The following is a 309-nucleotide window of genomic DNA, read 5'->3' as shown; positions in this document are numbered from 1 at the left end:
CCTCCCGCGTTTCGAGCGACTGGCGCGCGAGCTTGCCGACCATGAGGTGCACGACGTTGTCGGTGTATCCCTTGGCGTGAATGCGACCGAGATCCCAGGACCAGCATGCCGCGTCATGATCGAAGGTGAGCATTCCCTCCTCGGCGAGCGAAAATAGAAACTGACGGACGAAGAACGGATTGCCGCCAGTCTTGTCGTGCATCATTTGTGCGAGCGGGGCCGCACGATCGGGCTGACAGTGGAGCGCATCCGCGATCAACTGCCGGAGATGGCCTTTTGTAAGCGGCGCAAGCGTGATCTCCGCGACAT

At 60.8% G+C, this 309-nt stretch carries 1 protein-coding gene; it reads right to left on the bottom strand.

Annotated elements, in window-relative coordinates; translation table 11 throughout:
- Positions 1–309: hypothetical protein (locus AF337_RS27200; RefSeq protein WP_152971207.1), on the bottom strand; the 309-nt coding region annotated here is incomplete at both ends.

The organism is Rhizobium ecuadorense (assembly GCF_001187535.1).
GTDB lineage: Bacteria > Pseudomonadota > Alphaproteobacteria > Rhizobiales > Rhizobiaceae > Rhizobium > Rhizobium ecuadorense.
This window is presented reverse-complemented; position numbering and strand designations above follow the sequence as displayed.